Below are 16,682 nucleotides of genomic sequence, written 5' to 3'. Positions count from 1 at the left end.
GGCTTTTTTTATGACTACTGATTAAGAATGGCTAAGACTTTGATGTTGGTTTTTAAACTCAGCTAAAGCCTCAATTCGATATTGAATGAGCATTTCACCAATTTCCGCACCTTTAATGTTCTCTGGTAAATCCTGAACTTTAATAGAGCGAACAATCTGCATGGCTTCACGCATATATTGAGCTTGAGGATACGGACGATCTTCTAGTCCTAATCTTCCTTTTGCATCACACTCACAGGCTTGGACAAAAGCCTCGACTCTTTCTGGGCGACGTAAAACATCTAGGCGTTGTAATAGACGCCATAAAGTGCCTGGTTTTAATGACATAATCTGGTGGCATTTTAAATGTTCTTTACACACTGATAATGCCAATTGCTTGGTTTGTGTTGGAACTCTTAAACGCTCACATAATTGAGTAACCGGTTTAATTCCACGTTCTTCATGCATGATATGACGAGGAAGCTCATCGGCTGGAGTAAGCGCTTTACCCAGATCATGTACTAAAACAGCAAAACGTACATCGAGTGAATAATTCGATTTACAAGCTTGTTGCAGAGACATAAGGGTGTGAACACCACAATCCACTTCTGGATGATATTCAGGGCGTTGAGGTACACCGAATAAAGCATCAATCTCTGGGAAAAGATGTTTTAATGCGCCGCAATCACGCAAAGTTTGGAAGTAAATATCAGCATGAGTTTCCATTAAAGCGCGAGAAGTTTCTTTCCATACACGCTCTGGTGTTAATGCATCTAGTTCACCTGACTCTGCCATGGTGTGCATAAGCTGCAAGGTCTCAGGAGCAATTTGAAAACCATATGGGAAATATCGAGCTGCAAAACGAGCGACACGTAAAACCCGTAAAGGATCTTCAGCAAATGCTTCCGAAACATGACGCAAAATTTTATTTTCTAAGTCGCTTTGGCCACCATATGGATCGTATATTTTGCCGTCTTGATCCATGGCTATTGCATTAATAGTTAAGTCACGACGAATTAAGTCGTCTTCTAAACTTACAGTTGTATCAGTAAAAAATTGAAATCCGTGGTATCCCTGACCAGACTTTCGTTCGGTTCGTGCAAGTGCATATTCTTCTTTGGTTTGGGGATGAAGAAACACAGGGAAATCTTTGCCTACAGGTTGGAAACCTTGGGCGAGCATGTGTTCCGGCGTTGCACCGACCACAACATAGTCTTTTTCTTGATAGGGATGCCCAAGTAAATAATCTCGAACAGCACCGCCTACTAAATACACTTGCATGAAAAAACCTCTATTCTTCAAGCAATCATGCTACAGAATAGAGGTTTTCTCAAGTCATTAGAAAGGCTTTTCGTAAAAAGCGGTTTCTAAATTACTTTTCTTGTTGTTGAATCTCAGCAACTGTTAAAGCAGTCATATTGATAAGACGGCGAGTTGTCGCTGTAGGTGTCAAAATATGAACTGGTTTAGCAGCACCTAGCAAAATTGGACCAATTGTAACGTTGTTACCAGAAGTTGCTTTTAACAAGTTAAATGAAATGTTTGCTGCATCTAGGTTCGGCATAATAAGCAAGTTTGCAGAACCTTTAAAACGTGAACCTGGGAAAGCATATTGACGAATGCTTTCGTCTAATGCTGCATCACCATGCATTTCACCTTCAACTTCAAGCTCTGGAGCTTGCTCAGATAAAATACGATAAACTTCACGCATTTTTTGAGCGCTTGAATCAGTCTGGTCGCTACCGAAGCTTGAGTGAGAAAGTAAAGCTACGCGTGGTGTAATACCAAAGCGACGTACTTCTTCAGCTGCTAAAATTGTCATTTCAGCAAGTTGTTCAGCAGTAGGATTAGTGTTTACATACGTATCAGCAATAAACAAGTTACGGTCTTCAAGCATCAATGCATTTAGCGTGAAGAAGTTGTTCATACCTTCTTTAAGACCAATGACATTGCGTACGAAGTCAAGGTGAATGTTATAGCTACTATAAGTACCACATAACATACCATCTGCTTTGCCGAATTTAACCAAAAGCGATGCGATTAAAGTTGAACGACGGCGAGCTTCACGTTGAGCATATTCAACAGTAATGCCTTTACGTTGCATGGTTTGATAGTAGTCTTTCCAAAACTCTTCGTACATCGGGTTTTGTTCTTGATCTACAATCTCAATATTTACGCCATGTTGTAAGCGTAGACCCAATTTTTTGATGTTTGCTTCAATGACTGCAGTACGACCAACTAAAATTGGTTTAGCTAAATCTTCATCAACTGCAATTTGAACAGCACGTAATACGCGCTCATCTTCACCTTCAGCGTATGCAATACGTTTAGGATCAGTTTTTGCTTGAGCAAAGATTGGTTTCATCAAGAATGCTGAGTTATAAACAAACTCAGAAAGTTTTTGACGATATGCAGAGAAATCTTCGATAGGACGAGTTGCAACACCTGAGTCCATTGCAGCTTTAGCAACAGCAGGTGCGATTTCTAAAATCAAACGTTGATCAAGTGGACGTGGAATTAAGTAGTCACGACCAAATGAAGCAGATTTTTCACCATATGTTGCAGCATCAGCTTCTACATGAGCCATACGTGCAATTGCGTGTACACATGCAATTTTCATATCTTCGTTAATGGTTGTCGCACCTACGTCAAGTGCACCACGGAAGATATAAGGGAAACATAAAGCGTTGTTTACTTGGTTCGGGTAGTCCGAACGACCAGTTGCCATAATGACATCAGGACGTACTTCATGTGCGTGTTCAGGCAGAATTTCTGGATCTGGGTTTGCCAAAGCAAAGATAATTGGATTTTCAGCCATTTGTTTCACCATATCTTTGGTGAGAATACCCGCAGCTGAAAGACCCAAGAACATATCTGCACCAGCCATTACTTCATGTAATTGCGTCGCTTTAATGTCTTGTACATAACGTTTTTTAGATTCATCTAAGCCTTCACGTGAAGTCGTAAGTAGACCACGAGAATCGGCAACAATGATATTTTCTTTATTTACGCCTAGAGCGCAAAGTAAATCTAAACAAGAAAGGGCAGCAGCACCTGCGCCTGAAGCAACAATTTTGATTTCTTCAATTTTCTTGTTAACCAGTTGTAGAGCATTTAATAATGCTGAACCTACAATAATACTTGTACCGTGTTGGTCATCATGGAACACAGGAATTTTCATGCGTTCACGAAGTTTCTTCTCGATATAGAAACATTCTGGCGCTTTGATATCTTCAAGGTTAATACCGCCGAAAGTTGGTTCTAATGAAGCAACAATATCAACGATTTTATCTGGATCGTTTTCAGCAATTTCAATATCAAATACGTCAACACCAGCGAACTTTTTAAACAGAACGCCTTTACCTTCCATTACTGGTTTAGAAGCTAATGGACCGATGTTACCTAAACCAAGAACCGCAGTACCGTTACTTACAACAGCAACCAAGTTACCACGTGCAGTGTATTTTGCAGCAGCTGAAGGATCACGTTCAATCTCTAAACATGGAGCAGCAACCCCTGGTGAATAAGCTAGAGCCAAATCTCGTTGGTTGACGAGTTGCTTACTAGGCGTGACGCTGATTTTCCCTGGATTTGGATATTCGTGGTAATTTAAAGCGGCCTGTTTTAAAGATTGATCGTCCATCTGAGTCTCTATTTGATACAAAAAAGCAAACTAGTCAAATCACTCATTTAGGGGGAGGCAACTCAGTTCTTTTACTATGCTTTAATTTTTACCAATTAAGAGAATAGTAGACGAATTGCCAATAGCCCCGTAGTGAGCTAAATGCTAAAGAATATAACACTACTTCTTTATTTCTCACAGTCAAAAACGCTCATTTTTGGAAAAACCAGCGCATGTAAAATAGACTGTTAAAACAATTATGAAATATACGTATTTGATTGTAGATATTGAATAATCTGATTTGGATGGAGCGGGCGACTAAAGAAATAGCCTTGTAAAAAATCACATCGTTGTTTTTGTAGATAAATAACTTGCTCTTCAGTTTCAACACCTTCAGCAACCAGTTTAAGCGCCATACTTTTACCCATTGCAATCATGGCATTGACAATAGCTTCTTGTTTTTGATCACCGATTTTCGAAATAAAGGCTCGATCAATTTTCAAAACATCAATTGGGTATTCGGTTAGATAAGCTAAAGATGAATAGCCAGTACCAAAATCATCGAGTGCGATCGAAATGTTGCGCTCTTTAATTGAGTGCAGTAGTTTCTTCACATTATCGGTATTGTCCAATAAAGCTGATTCAGTAATTTCTAGTTCTATATTTGAGCCATCTAGCTGATATTTCTCTAAAAATTCATCTAAATCGTTAAGCAATAATCCTCGATGAATTTGTTGAGCCACAATATTTACAGAGACTTGAATATCTGTATAGCCAGCATTTTTCCATTCTTGTAATTGTTTGCCGACTTTATCTAAAACAACTTTGCCAATATCGGAAATAAGACTACTACGCTCGGCAAAAGGAATGAACATATTTGGCATAACTAGTCCTTTTTCAGGATGCTGCCAGCGAATTAAAGCTTCAAAGCCTTTAACCGATTTATCATTTAAATTAATTTTTGGTTGGTAATAAACCACAAATTCATCATTTTGAATGGCTTTACGCAGTTCTTGTTCTAAATCTGCTGTCTTATATGGATTCGTTGTTTTATTACAATAGTAGCTAATAGTATTGCCACCCAAGCGTTTTGCTTCGGACAATGCTTGTTCTGCGTGGTTGTTGAGATGGTCAATTTGTCTGCCGTGCTCAGGAAAACAAGCAACTCCAATAGAGGCTGTAATAAAATATTCTTGCTGATCAATATAAAAAGGGGCATTTAATGCTTGTAATATATTTTGGCAATATTGCTCAATATTTGGATGAATCGGTGATATTTCATAAATGATTGCAAAATCATCCCCATTTAAATAAGCAACTAAAATGGCATTAATATTGGTGAGTCGTAGACGCTGTGCAAATTGTTTTAGCAGTTCATCACCACTATCATTATTTAGAAATTCATTAAATGCTCTAAATCTATCAATATTAATTCTTATTAATGCCAAATTTTTAAAACTATAAGAAGGATTGACTAAATACTGATGTAATTGATTGTAATAATAAAAACGGTTAGGAAGGTGAGTTAAACTATCATAATTTTTTAAATAAGATAAATGTTGCTCTTGGCGTTTCTGCTCAGTTAAATCACGCGCAAAACCAATATAATTAATAACTTGGCTGTGTTCATCTTTCACTGCATTAATATGAAGCCATAAATAAACACTCTTACCCGATGCAAACTTTTCATCAAATTGGCCCATATATTCGCCAGTTTTTAGAAGTTGTTGAGTAATTGAGTCATGAAACTGTTGTTGCTGTAATTTCTGATTTATTGCGATGTTAAATAGTTGCTGATTTAATAATTCAGACTTTGAAAAACCAGTTAATTTTTCATAATAGGGGTTAACATCAATATAATTAAGTTTTTCATCTAGAATAAAAATACCTTCAGCAGCTTGTTCAAGTACAATAGCGCAGAGTCTTAGATGCTCTTGATCTTTTTTTTCCTGATGGATATCTCTGGTCATTCCGACCATGCGTAAAGCTTTATTGGTTTTAGGATCACGGCTAATGACACGACCTACATCATGAATCCAACGCCAAGAGCCATTACGACGTAAGATACGGAAAGTAATATTGAAATGATCAGATTTTCCTTCCAAGTGTTCTTTTAAACGCTCATCAAATAATTGTCGGTCATTAGGATGTATACGCTCTAATATGGTCTTGAGGTGTAAAGACGTATTTTGCGTTTGTTTTTGCTGATCAAAGAAAGTGATTTCTAGTTTTTGTTTTTCAATATCCCAGTCCCACGGTCGAATACCTGCGGTTTCATGGGCAAATGCTAAATTATGATGATTGCTTTCAAGCCTCTCATTCATTTTAGTTAAGTCGTATGTTCTTTCTCGTACTTTTTGTTCGAGTAAATGATTATTAAATTGAAGCTGTGCCTCAATATCTTTGGATTTATTTACTTCTTGCTGAAGCTGTACACATAATTCTTCAGCCCATTGTGTATGTTGTTCTGCGACTTGTACGAGTTGTTTATTTTTAAATAGTAGTTGAGAGATTTTTTGATAGTTACGTTGAGTTGCATAAGCGCAAAGCAAAGTTGCAACAAAAGCTAAGTTATAAGCAAAGTAAAAAGGAAGTTGCGTGATTTGAGAATGGGTAAATTGACTAATAATGAGTGGAACTGTACTTGGAATAAATAACAAATAAAAATATCGGGGCTGCTGAGTCAGAAAGGTCAGGCCAATAATGTGTGCTGAGGTAATAAATAGAGCAATGAGGATATGAACATCAGAGACGGATATTAATGTAGCTGGAAGTGAAAAATGAAGAACAATTATATTTATTCCCATTAAAATTCCAGAGAGCAAACAAATACCTTGCAGCGTTAAATCAGTTTTCTTAATAAAATTAATATCACGATACTGGGTTAAAAGTTTTGGAATAAATAATAGACAGGTAAAAGTTAAAACAGTAAAGCCAATTGACCAAATAAATTTAGTAATGTAGGAAATAAAGTAACAAGAGAAAATAATGGCTGAAATCAGGCAAAGTAATATTAGGCTAATCAGATACCAGCGAATATATTGAATTGAGAGCCGGAGCTGTTCAATTTTGGTTTGATGCTGTAAATATTCTTCCTGAAGGCCAGACATAAGATTTTTCTATCCTATTTTTTTACATTTATACAGAAAGAATCTGATTTATCAGTGGAAAAAAATTTAAATTAATATTCATACAGTAAAAGTAAGTTAACTTTAATTGTTGATTTAATCAATGTTCAATTAGTTTATATGGATAAAAACCGATAATTTAAAATAGATAATGCAACAACAGGGGCAGTTTCAGTGCGCAATACACGGTCTCCAATGCACCAGTTCATAAAACCTGCTTGATTGGCTTGCGTAATTTCATTTTCACTTAAACCACCCTCTGGACCAATTAAGAGAGCAAGTTCGGGTTGGATCCCTGCCAATACATCTTTTTGTTCTTTTTCCGGAGCCAAAACAAATTTAGATGCAGGAAGATCAGAAGAATTTAACCATTCATGAAGAGGGACTGGCGCTAAAACTTCTGGGACTAAGTTAAGCCCACATTGCTCACATGCTGCAATTGCAACGGCTTGCCAGTGCTCTAATTTTTTTTGATCTCTGTCATATTTTAAACGCATTTCACAACGTTCACTGGTTAAAAGCTGAATTTTGCTTACACCAAGTTCGGTGGCTTTTTGAATGGCATAATCCATTCGGTCACCTTTACTCATGACCTGACCAAGAACAGCTTTAAAAGGGGCATTACGGTTTGCAGGATTAAAATTCTCAATGGTGACAAATGCATTTTTTTTATTAATTTCGGTGAGTGTCGCGAGATATTCGCCACCTTGCCCATTGAATAGTGTCGCTTGTTCTTGTAGTTGTGCGCGTAAAACACGCACCCAATGATGGAATACCGATTCAGTCAGTTGAATTGTTGAGCCAACTGTAAGTTCAGTTTCGATAAAAAAACGATTCATTGGGTACGCCTTACAAAATTAATTTAAACCAAGATCAACAACAAGTTGACGAGTTGGTTCGACTTGGTTCATTGAGTAGAAGTGCAAGCTTGGTGCACCACCTGCAATCAGGCGTTCGCATAGCTTAACAACAACTTCATGACCAAAAGCTTTAATACTTTCACTGTCATCACCATAGGCTTGTAATTGCTTACGAATCCAGCGAGGAATTTCAGCACCAGTGCCATCTGCAAAGCGAATTAAGTTGCTTGCATTGGTAATTGGCATGATACCAGGAGCGACCGGAATATTAATTCCAGCTTTCTCCAAACGCTCTATAAAATAAAAATATGAGTCTGGATTAAAGAAGAATTGGGTAATTCCTGCATTGGCACCAGCCTGTACTTTTTCAATAAAACGTTGGATATCTGAATCAAGGCTTTCAGCTTGAGGATGCATTTCTGGATAAGCTGCAACTTCAATATGAAAATGATCACCTGAGTGCTCACGAATAAAACGTACTAAATCTTGAGCATAAGGAAGCTCGCCAAGTCCAACTTGACCAGATGGTAAGTCACCACGCAAAGCGACTATACGGTCAATGCCTTGTGCCTTGTACAAATCGAGTAGTTCAGCAATACGTGTCTTATCATCGCCAATACAAGAGAGGTGAGGAGCAACAGGCGTGCCTTTACCGTTGAAATCATCAATGGCAGCAAGCGTACGCTCACGAGTAGAACCACCAGCACCATAAGTAATTGAGAAAAACTCAGGGTTTAATAGCTGTAATTCTTGGTGAACAATACGAAGTTTTTCAGCACCAGCATCAGTTTTTGGCGGGAAAAACTCAAAAGAAATAGGTGTACGTTTAGTCATGTCAAATCCTTGTAAACAGCGAAACATTATTTAGAAAAAAGGGCAGTCGGTTCACCGTCTGCCCTTAAATTCTTAGTATTTGTAAGCGTCAGACTTGAATGGTCCCTCAACAGCAACACCTAAGTAATCGGCTTGCTCTTGAGTTAACTGAGTAAGTACACCACCGAAACCTGCAACCATTGCCGCAGCAACTTCTTCGTCAAGTTTCTTAGGAAGAACTTCTACACGAATTTTTGCAGCTTTTTCACTTGCAGGAAGGTCAGCAAATTTCTCTTGGAATAAGTGAATTTGGCCTAAAACTTGGTTAGCAAAAGAACCATCCATTACACGTGATGGGTGACCAGTTGCATTACCTAGGTTTACAAGGCGACCTTCAGAAAGAAGGATAAGGTAGTTGTTTTCGTCTTCTGAACGGTAAACTTGGTGAACTTGTGGCTTAACTTCAACCCACTTGTAACCACGTAAATAAGCTGTGTCGATTTCTGTATCGAAGTGACCGATGTTACATACAACTGCACCAGCTTTTAAGCTGTCTAACATTGCTGCATCACACACGTGGTAGTTACCGGTTGTTGTTACAACAAGGTCAGTGTTGCCAAGAAGGTCATGGTTAATATCTTCTTTTTTGCCTGTTTGTACGCCATTTTTGTATGGAGATACAACTTCATAGCCGTCCATACATGCTTGCATTGCACAAATTGGGTCAACTTCTGTTACACGAACAATCATGCCTTCTTGACGTAAAGATTGAGCAGAACCTTTACCTACGTCACCATAACCGATCACAAGCGCACGGCGGCCAGATAACAACATATCTGTAGCACGTTTGATTGCGTCATTTAATGAGTGACGGCAGCCATATTTGTTGTCGTTTTTAGACTTAGTAACTGAGTCATTTACGTTAATTGCAGGTACTTTCAAAGAACCGTCTTTCCACATTTCGATAAGACGTTGAACACCTGTTGTGGTTTCTTCGGTAATACCGTGAATATGTTCTAAAAGAGCAGGATATTTTTCATGAACAAGAGCAGTTAAGTCACCGCCATCATCCAAGATCATGTTGGCATCCCAAGGTTGGCCATTTACATTGATTTGTTGTTCAAGACACCATACATATTCTTCTTCAGTTTCACCTTTCCAAGCAAAAACTGGAATACCGCGAGCAGCAATTGCAGCAGCAGCGTGGTCTTGAGTCGAGAAAATGTTGCAAGATGTCCAGCGAACTTCAGCACCTAATTCAACAAGCGTTTCAATAAGAACCGCTGTTTGAATGGTCATGTGGATACAACCAAGAATTTTTGCACCAGCAAGTGGTTTAGACGCTGCATAACGTTTACGTAAACCGATCAAAGCTGGCATTTCTGCTTCAGCAAGTTTGATTTCTTTACGACCGTAGTCAGCAAGTGAGATGTCAGCAACTTTATAATCTGTAAATGAAGCATTAACCGCGTTCATCAGGATCTCCTAGGAAAAAATAGTATTGATCATTCTGTTCGCGGATGCCGTTGTTGGTTAAAACGAGTGTTTAACCGATCGTCGAGCCTGGCAAAATGATCTTTAGTGCCGATCATTTGTCGCAGCATCCCTCGACTAGCGAAACATTGTACTTGGAAAAGCTTTTAGTGCCAATCCAGTTTTGTTTATTATCTGCTTAATTACGACTTTAGATTTAAATTATGGCCTTAAATATTCCCGAATCTTTGGCAAACCTCAAGGCAAACAGTGGTGTTTTTGCAGTTTGGATGATGCTAAAGCATTATGGGGTTCAAGTTGATGTTGCTGAGTTGATTAAAGTTTGCCGATATGAGCAAGATGGTACCTATACCATTGCTTTAGCTGTTGCTTTAAAAAAGTTTGGTTTTGATGTTTCATTTTATTCAGATAAAGACCCTAACATTAGTCCCAGTGAACGCATGAGTTATAAAGAAGCAAAGGTATTGAAAATACCAATGGGACCAGCACTGAGCTATCAAGACATTCAAGTCGCAATTCAAAATGGGCAAATGGTAATCGTGTACTACGACACTTTAGAAGGTGTTGGAAATCAGTCGCTCGTTTATTCTATAGATCCAAAAGAAATTTGCTTTTTTGATAGTTTCGAACCAATGTCAGCAGCAGTTTTTGAGAACCAGCGTAAAGCAGAAGGAATTTGTCGACAGGCTATCGTAATTGGTGATCGTAATTTAAATATTTATTCGACTAAATTGAATTAGGTCAAAGTGAGCCAGTAGAGTTCTGGCTCAGATTGAAGTTATTGTTGTTGATATTCTTGAATCACTTCTAAAGCAGCACGAAAAGCTTCTTGAGTAGCGGGAGCGCCGCAATATGGCAGACTGTGTAATAAAGTTTCTTGAATCTCTTCGACTGTACAACCATTGTTGAGTGCACCACGAATATGGCCTTTAAGTTCAGTTGGCGATTTAAGTGCGGTTAGCATAGCCAAAGTAATTAATGAGCGATATTTACGTGGAAGTACACCTTCACGTTGCCAAGTCGATCCCCATGCATGTTCGTTAATCCAGTCTTGTAAAGGCTGAGTAAAGGGTACGGTATTTTCTTGGGCACGTTTTACAAAAGCTTCTCCCATCACTTCTGTGCGTACTTTTAATCCATTTTCGTAATCTTGCTTAGACATTAATTTCTCCTAAAAATAAAAGCGTCGAGTGACGCTTTTATGGCTATTTATTAATTAATGCGAATCAAAAATGATTGCAATAGTGAATTGGTGGAGGCACCAGTCACACTATTTGATGAGGGTTTGACAAAGGTAGATCCTTATCGAGTTTTTCATCAAAAACATCGGTAAGCATGCTGTCAAATCGAATTGCGTTGTACTGCAATAATTGTTGAGCTTCGCTTTCAGAAATAAAGCCTTCTTTTATCGCTTGTGTAATGTTCTCTTCAAATGTAAGACCTGTAAACTTGCCTTTGGATTCAGCTTTCTTAAACTTATCCCAAAGTGGTTCAATAGTTCTTAAAATCTGGAACGTGTGCTCTAGACGGCCAGTGACATCATTAGGTTCAGTTGAATAGTACACATGGCGTTTGAGTTGCTCTCTAAACGGATGTTCTTCCATCATGAGTTCCGCAACTTGCTGTTTTAACTCATCGTCAGGTTTTGAAATGACACGGCCAAGAGGGAAACAGATCCATTTTACAAATGCTGCTGGAAGTTTAGCTGGGAAGTTTTCAAATAATCCCCAAAATGCTTCCTGAATATTTAAAAAAGCTTTTTGTAGCGCTAATTTGGCGTGAAGTTGTTCAGCTTCAGTTTTTTGGCCAGCTTCATAAAATTTTAAAATCGCAGTAGAAATAAACAGGTGCGCGTGAATATCTGCTAAGCGTCCTGATAACATTTCTTTGCGTTTTAAGTCTCCTGCAAGTAAACCAAGTGACATATCCGAAACAAGCGCGAAGTTGGCACTAAAACGGTTAATCGTCTTATAGTAACTGGCAGTAAATTGATCTACTGATTGAGGGGCATCGCTTGAGCCACCTGTCCAACCATAAGCAAATGATTTTGCCCCACGGTTAAAGGTATAGGCTAAATGTTTAAATAATAAATCATCGAATTTTTGAACTGCATTAGCTTTATCTTCAGATTGAAGAAGTTGCAATTCTTCAAAAAGATAAGGGTGACAGCGCATTGAACCTTGACCAAAAATCATCAATGAACGGGTCAAAATATTTGCGCCTTCTACCGTAATTGCAATTGGAATTGCTTGATAGGTAAGGGCTAGGAAGTTACGTGGTCCAAGTTGAATTGCACGTCCACCGGCAATATCCATACCGTGATTAATGACTTTACGCATGGTTTCTGTTGCATAGTATTTTGCCATGGCAGTCATCACGGCAGGAGTTCCGCCTTGATTTAAACCACAAGTCACTAAATAACGGAATGCTTCAAGCATATAGGCATCACTGGCAATTTCACTACTTGCTTCTTGCACACCTTCAAATTTACCAACAGAAATATTGAACTGTTGACGAATTCTCGCAAAAGCCCCTACAGTTAAATAGCTCATTTCACCTGCGGCTGTAGCTAACGCTGGAAGTGAAATACCACGTCCAACACCTAAACACTCCATGAGCATGCGCCAGCCTTTACCAGCATTTTCTTGTCCGCCAATAATCCAGTCAATTGGAATGAAGACATCTTCACCCTCTACTGTTCCATTCATAAATGGAGAACCGGGATAATGGCGTGCTCCAATTTTTACACCTGCATGGCTTGCAGGAATGAGGGCACAGGTAATACCGTATTCGGTTTTATTTTTATCGCCGAGTAGACCTTCAGGGTCATAAAGCTTAAATGCTAGGCCAACTACTGTGGCAATTGGAGCAAGCGTAATCCAGCGTTTAGAGAAATTCATGCGCAGACCAAGGACTTGAGCGCCTTCATATTCGCCGTAGCAAACAACGCCTGAATCTGGAATGGCGCCAGCGTCTGAACCTGCTTCTGGACTGGTTAAACCAAAGCATGGAATTTCTTCACCTTTAGCAAGGCCCGGTAAGTATTGTTGCTTTTGCGCATCAGTACCGTAGTGCATGAGTAGTTCACCAGGTCCTAAAGAGTTCGGAACCATACAACTTACTGCTGCAGTTAATGAGCGTGACGCAATTTTGCTCATAATACGGCTTTGAGCAAATGAGCTAAATTCTTTACCGCCAAAGGATTTGGGAATAATCAGGCCTAAGAAACCTTTATCTTTAATGAACTGCCAAACTTCCGGAGGAAGGTCTTTTAATTGATGGTGAATTTCCCATTCATTTAGCATGCTGCATAGCACTTCAACTTCATTATCAATAAAACTTTGTTCTTCTGATGAAAGTGTAGGGTAAGGATACTTCTCAAATTGCGACCAATCTGGAGCACCCATAAATAATTCTTTTTCCCACCAACTTGTTCCTGCTTCCAATGCTTCTTGTTCGGTTGTGCTGATACTTGGCATTGAATTTGCCAGAGTTTTATAAGCAGGTTTTGTAATTAAGCTAAACCGTAAAGGCTTAAACAAAATAATAATGCTAAGGGCAATAAGAGGAATCCCTAAAAGCAGTGACCATGGCGTTAAAATGATTGCGGTAAGTATGGCTACCGCAATCATAAGAATGCTGCCAATGGCTCTGTTTAGGTTAAAAAAGAAAATTGCCCATATTGCAGCGAGCTGAATCACAATACTTAAAACAAAGAGTAGGAAAATCATACTTGCTCCTTGCTAGATAAGCCCTCAAGTTGGAAGTTACAAAAAAGCGAGGAGAGATTTAAGGCTTAACTAGCTAATTTTTTAATGCTGTTTAAATTTAATTTTTTATGTCGCAATTGATGTATATGCTAGAGCAGGGATATATCGTGCTTTTAGATATAAGATATTTTTCAATGAATGTGTAATGGCTTGTTTTATCGATTTGTCAAGAAATGTTATTGATTTTCTTATACAAATAAAAAGCCCTCTGTATTAGAGGGCTTTTTAGAGATATTCAATTTATTAAGCTTCGACGACCTGAACCGCGATTTTTTTAGCAGGATCTACTTTACGACGAACTTCTGGAACTGGCTCACCATGATATTGACGATCAGCAAAGTAACTTGAACGAACCATTGGCGCAGACCAGATATTTCTAAAGCCAAGTTTACGGCCATGCTCTGCATAACGTTCAAACTCTTCTGGTGTTACAAAACGGTCAATTGGCGCATGTTGTTTAGAAGGTTGCAAGTATTGACCAATCGTCACATAGTCAACGTCGTGAGCACGTAAGTCATCAAGTAATGCAATCACTTCTTCTTCAGTCTCACCAATACCTACCATCAAACCACATTTTGTTGGGATGTCAGGGCAGTATTCTTTAAACATTTTTAATAAGTTTAAAGAGTGTTGGTAATCTGAACCTGGACGCATCGCTTTATATAGACGAGGCACAGTCTCAATATTGTGGTTGAAAACATCTGGTGGACATTCAGTCATAATGCGTAAAGCAATATCCATACGTCCACGGAAGTCTGGCACTAAAATTTCGAGTAATGTATTTGGGCTAAGCGCACGAGCTTCTTTAATACAGTCCACAAAATGTTGTGCACCGCCGTCAAGTAGGTCGTCACGGTCAACTGAGGTAATTACTGCATATTTGAGTTTAAGATTGGCAATGGTCTCTGCCATGTGACGAGGTTCATCAGGGTCTAATGCATTTGGACGACCATGTGCGACATCACAGAATGGGCAACGACGTGTACAAATATCACCCATAATCATAAATGTTGCTGTACCACCACCAAAACATTCTGGTAGGTTAGGGCAAGCTGCTTCTTCACAAACGGTATGGAGTTTTTGAGCACGTAAAGTGGTTTTAATACGCTGAACTTCTTCTGGTGCCGTCATCTTGACACGAATCCAGTCAGGTTTACGCGGCACTTCAACCGTAGGTACAACTTTTACAGGAATTCTTGCGACTTTTTCTGCGCCACGAAGTTTTACACCCTGTTCAGGTTTACGGTGTTCTGACATATTTAACTTTTCCACTCGTTTATAGAGACATTGACATTGTATTATAGCGGAGTTCTTTGGTTAATAGCGGAAAATAACTATTCATATAATAAATGTGGTTATTCAGAAATATAGGGTTGAGAAATACATAAATTCACCGCATATTAGTCATAATCTATTATAAAATATGGTCATTCAAGAGAGGAAGGAGCTTTCAATGCCACGTAAAAAAGAGGTCGTTAGTGGGAATTTCGTTAAGTACGATGCGGTAGTTCTCGGTTCTGGACCTGCAGGTGAAGGCGCGGCAATGAAGCTTGCAAAAGCGGGTAAGCGTGTTGCAATTGTAGATGTACGTGATCAACTCGGTGGTAACTGTGCCCACGTAGGAACGATTCCAAGTAAAGCATTGCGTCAAACAGTTTCTAGTATTATTCGCTATCAGCGTGATCCAATGTTTCAAAAAGTAGGTGAATGGAAACAGTTCACCATGAAACAGGTGTTGCGTAACGCACACAAAGTGATTCAACAACAGGTTGATACGCATACACGCTTTTATGACCGCAACAAAATCGGCGTATTTCATGGCCGTGCATATATTCAAGATAAAAATACAGTTTTAGTTTTTAGCCATGAAGGCATTAAAGAAACAATTATCTGTAAGCAAATCGTGATTGCGACAGGTAGTCGTCCTTACCATCCGCAAGGTCTCGACTTTGACCATCCTCGTGTATTTGATTCGGACAAAATTCTTGATCTTGATTACTCAATTCAAAAAATCATTATTTACGGCGCAGGTGTTATTGGCTGTGAATATGCTTCGATCTTTATTGGTTTAGACCATAAAGTTGACTTGATTAATACTCAGCAAAAACTCTTAAGCTATTTAGATGATGAGATTGCTGATGCTTTGTCTTATCACTTACGTGAACAGGGTGTATTGATTCGTCACAACGAACAAATGGACCATCTTGAAACCTTTGATGACCATGTTGTATTACATTTACAAAGTGGTAAAAAGATTAAAGCCGATGCGATCCTTTGGTGTAATGGCCGTTCAGGTAATACAGAAGGTTTAGGTCTTGAGAATGTTGGGTTAGTACCAAACAACCGTGGTCAGCTTTCTGTAAATGACCAATACCAAACTGAAGTTGAAAACATCTATGCTGCTGGTGACGTGATTGGTTGGCCATCACTTGCTTCTGCTGCTTATGACCAAGGGCGCTGTGCTGGCGCAAACATGAGTGGTGAAGATGCGAAGCCAGTACGTGATATCCCAACGGGTATTTACACCATTCCGGAAATCTCATCAATTGGTAAAAATGAACAGGAATTAACGGAAGAGAAAATTCCGTATGAAGTAGGCCAAGCTTCTTTCCGTCATTTGGCTCGTGCACAAATTACGGGTGATACAGTGGGTGAATTGAAGATTCTTTTCCACCGCGACACTTTAGAAATTTTAGGTATTCATTGTTTTGGTAATAACGCTGCCGAAATTATCCACATTGGGCAAGCAGTTATGCACAGCCCAAACAATACCTTGAAATATTTTGTTGAAACAACGTTTAACTATCCAACCATGGCTGAAGCTTACCGTGTAGCTGCACTTAATGGTATGAATCGCTTGTTTTGATTTTAAATAAGTTTTTCATAAAAAAGCCCGCAAACTTGCGGGCTTTTTTATTTTCATTAGACCATACGATTTTTATATTTTTATGACAATGTACAGAGCGATTTTAGCGCCTCATCTCTCTAGTGTGCACAAAATGCTTGATTGAAATAT

The 16,682-nt window shown here is 38.9% G+C and carries 11 protein-coding genes; 2 read left to right on the top strand and 9 right to left on the bottom strand.

Going from position 1 to position 16,682, the window contains the following annotated elements:
- Nucleotides 1-21 precede the first annotated feature (21 nt).
- The 6 genes from ACG59Z_RS02550 to ahcY form a co-directional block, all read right to left on the bottom strand.
- On the bottom strand, nt 22-1,260 hold the full coding sequence (locus ACG59Z_RS02550) for a multifunctional CCA addition/repair protein (RefSeq protein ID WP_396463047.1): 1,239 nt from the start codon (nt 1,258-1,260) through the stop codon (nt 22-24).
- 91 nt (nt 1,261-1,351) lie between these two features.
- Complete coding sequence (locus ACG59Z_RS02545; protein ID WP_151817803.1) at nt 1,352-3,622, bottom strand: NADP-dependent malic enzyme; 2,271 nt, start codon at nt 3,620-3,622, stop codon at nt 1,352-1,354.
- 236 nt (nt 3,623-3,858) lie between these two features.
- On the bottom strand, nt 3,859-6,711 hold the full coding sequence (locus ACG59Z_RS02540; protein WP_400197839.1) for a putative bifunctional diguanylate cyclase/phosphodiesterase: 2,853 nt from the start codon (nt 6,709-6,711) through the stop codon (nt 3,859-3,861).
- Between the two features lie 134 nt (nt 6,712-6,845).
- On the bottom strand, nt 6,846-7,568 hold the full coding sequence (locus ACG59Z_RS02535; protein ID WP_400197837.1) for a 16S rRNA (uracil(1498)-N(3))-methyltransferase: 723 nt from the start codon (nt 7,566-7,568) through the stop codon (nt 6,846-6,848).
- A gap of 18 nt (nt 7,569-7,586) precedes the next feature.
- Nucleotides 7,587-8,423, bottom strand: coding sequence for a methylenetetrahydrofolate reductase [NAD(P)H] (gene metF, locus ACG59Z_RS02530; protein WP_311086867.1), 837 nt, complete (start codon nt 8,421-8,423; stop codon nt 7,587-7,589).
- Nucleotides 8,424-8,495: 72 nt separating this feature from the next.
- Nucleotides 8,496-9,878 carry an adenosylhomocysteinase gene (gene ahcY, locus ACG59Z_RS02525; protein ID WP_400197836.1) on the bottom strand — a complete coding sequence of 461 codons (1,383 nt, stop codon included), beginning with the start codon at nt 9,876-9,878 and terminating at the stop codon, nt 8,496-8,498.
- A 221-nt stretch (nt 9,879-10,099) separates the two neighbouring features.
- On the opposite strand from ahcY, the gene ACG59Z_RS02520 reads away from it, so the two are divergent.
- A complete protein-coding gene (locus ACG59Z_RS02520) occupies nt 10,100-10,636 on the top strand; it encodes a cysteine peptidase family C39 domain-containing protein (RefSeq protein ID WP_400197834.1) in 537 nt (178 codons plus the stop codon).
- Nucleotides 10,637-10,674: 38 nt separating this feature from the next.
- Here the strand turns inward: ACG59Z_RS02520 and ACG59Z_RS02515 are convergent, their stop codons facing one another.
- The 3 genes from ACG59Z_RS02515 to lipA all read right to left on the bottom strand — a co-directional run bounded on the left by ACG59Z_RS02515 (nt 10,675) and on the right by lipA (nt 14,923).
- On the bottom strand, nt 10,675-11,058 hold the full coding sequence (locus ACG59Z_RS02515) for a carboxymuconolactone decarboxylase family protein (protein WP_212511088.1): 384 nt from the start codon (nt 11,056-11,058) through the stop codon (nt 10,675-10,677).
- Between the two features lie 103 nt (nt 11,059-11,161).
- On the bottom strand, nt 11,162-13,627 hold the full coding sequence (locus ACG59Z_RS02510) for an acyl-CoA dehydrogenase (protein ID WP_400197830.1): 2,466 nt from the start codon (nt 13,625-13,627) through the stop codon (nt 11,162-11,164).
- A gap of 282 nt (nt 13,628-13,909) precedes the next feature.
- Nucleotides 13,910-14,923, bottom strand: coding sequence for a lipoyl synthase (gene lipA, locus ACG59Z_RS02505; RefSeq protein ID WP_001289255.1), 1,014 nt, complete (start codon nt 14,921-14,923; stop codon nt 13,910-13,912).
- Nucleotides 14,924-15,119: 196 nt separating this feature from the next.
- Between lipA and sthA the strand changes: the two genes are divergently transcribed.
- Nucleotides 15,120-16,532, top strand: coding sequence for a Si-specific NAD(P)(+) transhydrogenase (sthA, locus tag ACG59Z_RS02500; protein ID WP_004700414.1), 1,413 nt, complete (start codon nt 15,120-15,122; stop codon nt 16,530-16,532).
- The last annotated feature ends 150 nt before the right edge of the window (nt 16,533-16,682 follow it).

Origin of the sequence: Acinetobacter sp. ABJ_C1_1 (assembly GCF_044684115.1) — a bacterium.
In the GTDB taxonomy this organism is placed as follows: domain Bacteria; phylum Pseudomonadota; class Gammaproteobacteria; order Pseudomonadales; family Moraxellaceae; genus Acinetobacter; species Acinetobacter nosocomialis_A.
Note: the sequence above shows the minus strand (reverse complement) of the source record. Positions and strands in the feature narration are given on the sequence as shown.

Coding starts and splice junctions, on each gene's coding strand:
- ACG59Z_RS02550 (WP_396463047.1), bottom strand. CDS start 1,260: ATGCAAGTGTATTTAGTAGGCGGTGCTGTTCGAGATTATTTACTTGGG.
- ACG59Z_RS02545 (WP_151817803.1), bottom strand. CDS start 3,622: ATGGACGATCAATCTTTAAAACAGGCCGCTTTAAATTACCACGAATAT.
- ACG59Z_RS02540 (WP_400197839.1), bottom strand. CDS start 6,711: ATGTCTGGCCTTCAGGAAGAATATTTACAGCATCAAACCAAAATTGAA.
- ACG59Z_RS02535 (WP_400197837.1), bottom strand. CDS start 7,568: ATGAATCGTTTTTTTATCGAAACTGAACTTACAGTTGGCTCAACAATT.
- metF (WP_311086867.1), bottom strand. CDS start 8,423: ATGACTAAACGTACACCTATTTCTTTTGAGTTTTTCCCGCCAAAAACT.
- ahcY (WP_400197836.1), bottom strand. CDS start 9,878: ATGAACGCGGTTAATGCTTCATTTACAGATTATAAAGTTGCTGACATC.
- ACG59Z_RS02520 (WP_400197834.1), top strand. CDS start 10,100: ATGGCCTTAAATATTCCCGAATCTTTGGCAAACCTCAAGGCAAACAGT.
- ACG59Z_RS02515 (WP_212511088.1), bottom strand. CDS start 11,058: ATGTCTAAGCAAGATTACGAAAATGGATTAAAAGTACGCACAGAAGTG.
- ACG59Z_RS02510 (WP_400197830.1), bottom strand. CDS start 13,627: ATGATTTTCCTACTCTTTGTTTTAAGTATTGTGATTCAGCTCGCTGCA.
- lipA (WP_001289255.1), bottom strand. CDS start 14,923: ATGTCAGAACACCGTAAACCTGAACAGGGTGTAAAACTTCGTGGCGCA.
- sthA (WP_004700414.1), top strand. CDS start 15,120: ATGCCACGTAAAAAAGAGGTCGTTAGTGGGAATTTCGTTAAGTACGAT.